At 70.4% G+C, this 6856-nt stretch carries 9 protein-coding genes; 8 read left to right on the forward strand and 1 reads right to left on the reverse strand.

Annotation, left to right across the window (positions count from 1 at the left end; translation table 11 throughout):
• The 5 genes from VHK87_RS14975 to VHK87_RS14995 all read left to right on the forward strand — a co-directional run.
• On the forward strand, nucleotides 1–1503 hold a 1503-nt coding region (locus VHK87_RS14975), incomplete at its 5' end, for a gamma-glutamyltransferase family protein (RefSeq protein WP_329635691.1).
• 6 nt (nucleotides 1504–1509) lie between these two features.
• Entirely contained in the window at nucleotides 1510–2100 is a 591-nt protein-coding gene (locus VHK87_RS14980; protein ID WP_329635692.1) for a YdeI/OmpD-associated family protein, read from the forward strand.
• Nucleotides 2097–2447, forward strand: coding sequence for an MmcQ/YjbR family DNA-binding protein (locus VHK87_RS14985; RefSeq protein WP_329635693.1), 351 nt, complete (start codon nucleotides 2097–2099; stop codon nucleotides 2445–2447). The genes VHK87_RS14980 and VHK87_RS14985 overlap by 4 nt, the downstream gene beginning before the upstream one ends.
• Nucleotides 2448–2557: 110 nt before the next feature.
• Nucleotides 2558–3016: a hypothetical protein gene (locus VHK87_RS14990; protein ID WP_329635694.1), complete on the forward strand. Its 459-nt coding sequence runs from the start codon at nucleotides 2558–2560 to the stop codon at nucleotides 3014–3016.
• A gap of 26 nt (nucleotides 3017–3042) precedes the next feature.
• Nucleotides 3043–4017, forward strand: a complete 975-nt coding sequence (locus tag VHK87_RS14995) for a hypothetical protein (RefSeq protein WP_329635695.1) — start codon at nucleotides 3043–3045, stop codon at nucleotides 4015–4017.
• On the opposite strand, the gene VHK87_RS15000 is transcribed toward VHK87_RS14995, so the two are convergent.
• Nucleotides 4014–4241, reverse strand: a complete 228-nt coding sequence (locus VHK87_RS15000; RefSeq protein WP_329635696.1) for a hypothetical protein — start codon at nucleotides 4239–4241, stop codon at nucleotides 4014–4016. The two genes, VHK87_RS14995 and VHK87_RS15000, sit on opposite strands and share 4 nt — an antisense overlap.
• 96 nt (nucleotides 4242–4337) lie before the next feature.
• Here VHK87_RS15000 and VHK87_RS15005 point away from each other — a divergent pair, with 96 nt between their 5' ends.
• The 3 genes from VHK87_RS15005 to VHK87_RS15015 all read left to right on the forward strand — a co-directional run.
• On the forward strand, nucleotides 4338–5846 hold the full coding sequence (locus tag VHK87_RS15005; RefSeq protein ID WP_329635697.1) for a UbiD family decarboxylase: 1509 nt from the start codon (nucleotides 4338–4340) through the stop codon (nucleotides 5844–5846).
• A 108-nt stretch (nucleotides 5847–5954) separates the two neighbouring features.
• On the forward strand, nucleotides 5955–6356 hold the full coding sequence (locus tag VHK87_RS15010) for an MAPEG family protein (protein WP_329635698.1): 402 nt from the start codon (nucleotides 5955–5957) through the stop codon (nucleotides 6354–6356).
• A 37-nt stretch (nucleotides 6357–6393) separates the two neighbouring features.
• Nucleotides 6394–6856, forward strand: a 463-nt coding sequence (locus VHK87_RS15015) for a PmbA/TldA family metallopeptidase (RefSeq protein WP_329635699.1), incomplete at its 3' end; no start/stop codon positions are given.

Below are 6856 nucleotides of genomic sequence, written 5' to 3' on the forward strand. Positions count from 1 at the left end.
AATGCGGTGCTGGGGCTCGTCGAGCCGATCGCCTGCGGCATCGGCGGCGACGCCTTCGTCATGCTCTGGGATCCCAAGCAGCGCAAGGTGGTGGGGCTGAACGGCTCGGGCCGCAGCCCGCGGGGCCTTTCCCTGGAGACGGTGCGCAGCCGTTCGAAGAACGGGCTGATCCCGTCGTACGGGGCCGTGTCGGTGAGCGTGCCGGGCGCCGTCGGCGCGTGGGGCGATCTGCACGGCCGCTACGGCAAGCTGCCCTGGAAGAGCCTGTTCGCGCCAGCGATCCGCCACGCCGAGGAGGGCCATCCGGTGGCCCAGACGGTCGCCTACTACCTCGGTCGAAGCTTCATCAACTTCAACAAGCCCGACGCGGGCATCGAGGAGGTGGTGAACTTCAACAAGGTCTGGGCCGGCCAGGGCCGCGCCCCGCGCGAGGGCGAGATCTTCAGGAACCCGGCGCTGGCCCGCACCTATCAGCGCATCGCCGACGGCGGCCCGCGCGACTTCTACGAGGGCGACATCGCCCGCGACATCGAGCGCTACTTCAAGCGGATCGGCGGCTGGATGACGCGGAGCGACCTCGCCGCGCACAAGTCGGAGTGGGTGGAGCCGCACTCGTCCAGCTACCGCGGGGTCGACGTCTGGGCCCTGCCGCCCAACAGCCAGGGGCTGGCGACGCTGCAGCTGCTTAGCATTCTCGAGACGTTCGACGTGAAGGCCATGGGCTTCCAGTCGGCGGCGGCCATCCACCACGGCGTCGAGGCCAAGCGCCTGGCGTTCGAGGACCGGGCCCGCCACTACGCCGACCCGGCCTTCTACCAGGCGCCGATAGAGCAGCTGATCTCCAAGGACTACGCGCGCGAGCGGGCCAGGCTCATCCGGCCCGACCGGATCCTGACGCCCGTGCACCCCGGCCAGGCGCCGAGCCGCGGCGACACCACCTACTTCTGCGTCGCCGACGCGGACGGGATGATGGTCAGCCTGATCCAGTCCAACTACCGCGGCATGGGCTCGGGCCTGTCGCCCGACGGCATGGGATTCATGTTTCAGGACCGGGGCGAGCTGTTCGCCCTCACCGACGGCCATCCCAACCTCTACGCGCCCGGCAAGCGACCCTTCCAGACGATCATCCCGGGCTTCGCCACACGCGGCGGCGAGCCGTGGCTTGCGTTCGGCGTCATGGGCGGGGACATGCAGCCGCAGGGCCAAGCGCAGATCATCTCCAGCATGGTCGACTTCGGCCTCGATCTGCAGGCGGCGGGCGATGCGCCCCGCTGGCACCACGAGGGATCCACCGAGCCCACCGGCGAGGCCCAGAAGGGTGTCGGCACGCTCAGGCTCGAGACCGGCGTGCCCGAGGCCACCAAGGCCGCCCTCGCCCGCATCGGCTGGAAGTTCGGGCCCTCCGACGGCGGCTTCGGCGGCTACCAGGCCATCGAGCGCTGGCCCGGCCGCTACGGCGCCGCGACCGAGATGCGCAAGGACGGCGTCGCGCTGGCGTACTAACCCGGGATGAAAGAGACCCAGCCCACCTACTTCGCCACGCCCGAAGACTTCCGCGCCTGGCTGGAAGAGCACCACGCCACGGCGGGCGAGCTGCTGGTCGGCTTCTGGAAGGTGGGGTCGGGGCGGCCGTCGATGACCTGGAACGAGTCGGTCGACGAGGCCCTGTCGTTCGGCTGGATCGACGGGGTCCGCCGCTCGCTGGGCCACGAGGCCTACACCATCCGCTTCACACCGCGGCGGCGCGGCAGCATCTGGAGCGCCAAGAACATCAAGCGCTTCCATGAGCTGAAGGCCGAGGGGCGCATCCGGCCCGCCGGCGAGGCGGCGTTCGCGGACCCGAAGGCGAAGACGGGCCAGTACGCCTTCGAGCGCCCGCTGGCCGAACTGGCGCCTGACGAGACGGTCGCCTTCGAGGCCAATCCCCCGGCCTGGGCCGCCTTCAACGCCTTCCCGCCCTCCTACCGCAGGGTGGCGCTCAACTGGGTGGTGAGCGCCAAGCGCCCCGAGACCCGCGCCCGCCGCCTGAAGATCCTGATTGAAGACAGCGAGAAGGGGCGCAAGATCGGCCTGGTGCGGAATGGGAGGGACGAGGCATGACCCCCGAAGAGGTTCGCCGGCTGGTGCTGTCGTTCCCCGAGACGGAGGAAGGGACCTCGTACGGGCGGCCCTCCTTCAAGGTGAAGGGCAAGTTCTTCACCCGCATCCGGCCGGAGGACGACAGCCTGGTCTTGCTCGAGGTGCCGTTCGACGAGCGCGAGATGCTTATGGAGGCCGCGCCCGAGACCTTCCACATCACGCCGCACTACAAGGACTATCCCAGCGTGCTGGCCCGCATCGAGACGGTCGATCGGGGCTCGTTGCGCAACTTCCTGGAGCGGCGCTGGCGCAAGGTGATGCCCAAGAAGCTCGCCAAGCAGTTCGAGGCGGCGCTGCCCACTCCATGAGCGCTGCGCCGCCGTGTCGCAGGCGGCGGTAACCAAGCCTGCAAACCGCTTCTTATAAATGGCTCCAGGCGCAGGGGGCTGCGCCGGAGTTTCCGGGGCTTTCCACCAGGATGCGTATCGTCCTCCTTGTTGTCGCCGCGCTGACCGCCAGCGGCTGCGCGCCGCTCAGCCTGGAGCAGGGCAAGCGCTTGGCGGCGCGCTACGCCGGCGATCCCGCCGGCGTCGAGTTCCGCGACCTGGTGGTCCACGAGCGACACGTCTGCGGCCAGATGAGCATCGTCGGCGCCAAGGGCGGCTTCCGCGGCTTCATCGCCGAGCTGGACACCGGCCAGGTGATCCGAGAGCCGGAGCTGGAGAGCCCGGCGGGCCTCACCCCCTACGAGAGGGCCGTGGACCAGCTGGATCGCGGATCCAGCCTGCTGGACTTCAGCGCCACCAGCCTGCAGCTGTGCGGCCGCAGCGTCGCCAGCCCCGCCTTCGAGACCGCGCGCCAGGCGCTCTCGCGGCATGTCGGCCTTCCGGCCATCCCGAGACTGGACGAAAGCCCGCAGGTCCGCGCAGAACACTGATCCACGTTGCAAGGGAGTAACCCGGCTTGGTCGATGCGGAATCCGGACTGGCGGCGGAAACGGGCGCAGAGAGGCAGGCGTCGCTGACCGTGCTGCGTCTGGCGATGCGGGCGTCGAACCGGTTCCTGCTCGACTCGATCAGTTTCGCCGGCGCCGACCGAGACCTGACCGACAATCTGATCGTGCTCGCGATCGTCCAGGCGAATTTGTCCCTGATCATGGCCGACCCGGAGCTGCAGCGCCGTTACGCCACCGCCGAGGCGCCGCCGCCGGACGAGCTGCGCCGCCCGATCAGCATCAACGCCGTCGCCGCCTCGCTGCGTCTGCCCTTCGAAACTGTCCGGCGGCGCGTGATGCACCTGGCGGAAAAGGGGCTATGCGATATCACCCCGCGCGGCCTGGTGGTCCCCCAGCGCGAGGTCGCCGCGCCCGAGCATGTGGCCCTCCTGCAGGCGAACTTCTTGGCGGTGCGCGACCTCTACCTGCGGCTTCGGCGAGGCGAGTGCCTGGCGCCGCCGGCGGCGGGTCCGCCGGCCCCGGCTTCGCCTCCGATCCGGGCGGTGGCGCGGATTTCGTCGGACTTCGTGCTGCGTCTGGTGGATCCGGTGCTCCTCACGGCCGGCAGCCTGGCCGGCGGCTTCACCCTGTTGGCGCTGTTCGATCTGAACACCCGCAGCCTTCCGGACGAGGAGCGGGGCGATGAGACGCCCGGCCCCGCCGGCTTCGTCTCGGACGACCTCCGCCGCCCTGCCAGCGTGCGGGCCGTCGCCGAGCGGCTGCGCCTGCCCTACGAACAGACCCGCCGCCGCCTCGCCGCCTTCGAGGCCGAAGGCCGGTGCACGCGCATCGCCGACGGCTACATCCTCTCGTCGGAGAGCCTGGCGCGCGCCAACATGATGCAGGCCTACCGCAGCAGTTACGTCAGCCTGCACCGGATGGTCGCCGCCCTGGCCGAGCTCGGCGTCCTAAGCGACTGGGAGCGGGAGCTGGCGGGCGGCTAGAAGTCGTCTTCCATCAGCGAGCGGAACTGCTCGAAGATCTCCCGGCTGCGCATCTCCGGCTCGACGGCTTCGTCCTCTTCCGGCTCAGGCTCCGGCGCGGCCCCGCCCACCAGCCGGGCGACGACCAGCCCGTTCTGCACCAGCAGCAGCTCCTCGCCGTCCTCCACGCCGCTGAGCAGCTGGGCGACCTTGGGCGGCAGATCGTCGAGGTCGAGGCGCTTCATGGGCCGGACTTAAGCCGCGGGCGCCGGCGGCGGCAAGAGGTGACAGGCGCGCCGTCGCCGCCTAGAGGCTTGGCCAGGGCCAGCGCAGGAGATCCCATGGCGTACCGCTCCTTGCGGGAGTTCCTTCAGAAGCTCGAGGCGGCGGGCGAGCTGGTGCGCGTCTCCGAGCCGGTCTCCTCCGTGTTGGAGATGACCGAAATCCAGCGCCGGCTGCTGGCGACCGGCGGGCCGGCCGTGCTGTTCGAAAAGCCGATCCGCGCCGACGGCCAGATCGCCTCCATGCCGGCGCTCGTCAACCTGTTCGGGACCGTCAAGCGCGTGGCCATGGGCGTCACCCTCGAGGGCCGCGAGCGGACCACCGCCGCCGACCTGCGCGAAGTGGGCGAACTGCTCGCCTTCCTGCGCGCGCCCGAGCCGCCGCGGGGGCTGAGGGACGCCTTCGACATGCTGCCGCTGGCCAAGACGGTGATGTCGATGCGGCCGGCGATCGTCAAGCGGGCGCCGGTGCAGGAGGTCGTGCTCACCGGGGATCAGATCGACCTCTCCCAGCTGCCGATCCAGACCTGCTGGCCCGGCGAGCCCGCGCCGCTGATCACCTGGCCGCTGGTGGTGACGAAGGGGCCCGGCACGGCCCGGGAAGACGACTACAACCTCGGCATCTACCGCATGCAGGTGCTGGGCAAGGACCGGACCATTATGCGTTGGCTGGCCCACCGGGGCGGGGCGCAGCATCACCAGCGCTGGAAGGCGGCCGGTCGGCCCGAGCCCCTGCCCGCCTGCGCGGTGATCGGGGCCGACCCCGGGACCATCCTGGCCGCCGTCACCCCGGTGCCCGACACCCTGTCCGAATACCAGTTCGCCGGCCTGCTGCGCGGCGCCAAGCTCGACCTGGTCCCGGCCAAGACCGTACCCCTGATGGTGCCCGCCCAGGCGGAGATCGTCATAGAGGGCCACGTGCTGCTCGACGAGTACGCCGACGAAGGGCCCTACGGCGACCACACCGGCTACTACAATTCGGTCGAGAAGTTCCCGGTCTTCCAGGTCAGCGCCATCACCATGCGGCGCGATCCCATCTACCTGACCACCTTCACCGGCCGCCCGCCGGACGAGCCGTCGATCCTCGGTGAGGCGCTCAACGAGGTCTTCATCCCGCTGCTGCGCCAGCAGTTTCCGGAGATCGTCGACTTCTGGCTGCCGCCCGAGGGCTGCAGCTACCGCATCGCCGTGGTGTCGATGAAGAAGGCCTACCCGGGCCACGCCAAGCGGGTGATGATGGGCGTCTGGAGCTACCTTCGCCAGTTCATGTACACCAAGTGGGTGATCGTCGTGGACGACGACGTGGACGCCCGCGACTGGAAGGACGTGATGTGGGCCATCTCAACGCGGATGGACCCGGCCCGCGACATCACGCTCGTCGAGCGCACCCCCATCGACTACCTGGACTTCGCCTCGCCGGAATCGGGGCTCGGCTCCAAGATCGGGCTCGACGCCACCAACAAGCTGCCCCCCGAGACCCACCGCGAATGGGGCCGGCTGCTGGCCATGGACGAGGACGTCGTCAAGGCGGTGACGGAAAAGTGGAGCCGGCTCGGGCTGCCGGAGTGACAGGGGGTGACAGGTAGCGCCAGGGCGGCGCAACCAGTCACCAACCGAATTCGGTGACTGGTTGGGCGCAGCCCTACCTGTCACCCTTCCGGAGAAGAGGACCCACCTATGGACCCAGGATCCGGCCCGGCCGCGGCGGCGCTCTGGACGGGGCTGCACCTCATCCTGCTGCTCGTCCTCTCGGTGCTCGTCGTGCGTCGGCGGCAGAAGCACCATGTGGCGCTGGGGGACGGCGGCGTGCCCGAGCTGGCGCAGGCGATCCGTGCCTTCGGCAACGCGACGGAATATGTGCCCGCCGGCCTTATCGGCCTCGGCGTCCTGGCGCTGGCGGGCGCGCCGGGACTGGCCGTCCACCTGGGCGGGGCGATGCTGTTCGGCGGGCGCGTCGTGCACGCGGTGGGCCTGTCGCGCAGCGGCGAGACCTCGTGGCCGAGGTCGATCGGCGCCAGCGTCACCTGGCTGGCCTACGTCTTCATCGCCTCGACCCTGCTGGTCTACGCGATCGCCTGAGCTTGCCCCTACCGGCCATGGCGGCCATATGGCGGGCATGGACGAGAACCTGCTGAGCGACGTCATCTCCCAGGCCCTGAAGGCGGGCGCCGATGCGGCGGAGGCGGTCAGCGCCGAGCGCAGCGCCCTCTCCATCACCGTCCGGCTCGGCGAGTTGGAGGAGGTGGAGCGTGAGGAGGCCCGCGACCTGGGCCTTCGGGTTTTCGTCGGCCGCCGCCAGGCCACCGTCTCCGGCTCCGACATCTCGGCGGAAGCCCGCACCAAGCTGGTCGAGCGGGCGGTGGCGATGGCCAGGCTGGCGCCGGAAGACCCCTACGCCGGCCTCGCCGACCCCGAGCTGCTGGCCCGCGGCCCGCTGCCCGAGCTCGACCTCTACGACCCCGCCGAGCCCTCGCCCGAGACCCTGGAGGCCCGCGCCCGCGCCGCCGAGGACGCCGCCCGCGCGGTGGAGAAGGTGACCAACTCCGACGGGGCCTCGGCCTCCTGGTCAAGTTCGCAGT

Source organism: Phenylobacterium sp. (assembly GCF_036263695.1).
In the GTDB taxonomy this organism is placed as follows: Bacteria; Pseudomonadota; Alphaproteobacteria; order Caulobacterales; family Caulobacteraceae; genus Phenylobacterium.

Excerpts from the sequence above, each read along its gene's own strand:
- VHK87_RS15010 (WP_329635698.1), top strand. The coding sequence starts at position 5,955 with ATGGACCCAGGATCCGGCCCGGCCGCGGCGGCGCTCTGGACGGGGCTG.
- VHK87_RS14985 (WP_329635693.1), top strand. The coding sequence starts at position 2,097 with ATGACCCCCGAAGAGGTTCGCCGGCTGGTGCTGTCGTTCCCCGAGACG.
- VHK87_RS14980 (WP_329635692.1), top strand. The coding sequence starts at position 1,510 with ATGAAAGAGACCCAGCCCACCTACTTCGCCACGCCCGAAGACTTCCGC.
- VHK87_RS14990 (WP_329635694.1), top strand. The coding sequence starts at position 2,558 with ATGCGTATCGTCCTCCTTGTTGTCGCCGCGCTGACCGCCAGCGGCTGC.
- VHK87_RS15000 (WP_329635696.1), bottom strand. The coding sequence starts at position 4,241 with ATGAAGCGCCTCGACCTCGACGATCTGCCGCCCAAGGTCGCCCAGCTG.
- VHK87_RS15005 (WP_329635697.1), top strand. The coding sequence starts at position 4,338 with ATGGCGTACCGCTCCTTGCGGGAGTTCCTTCAGAAGCTCGAGGCGGCG.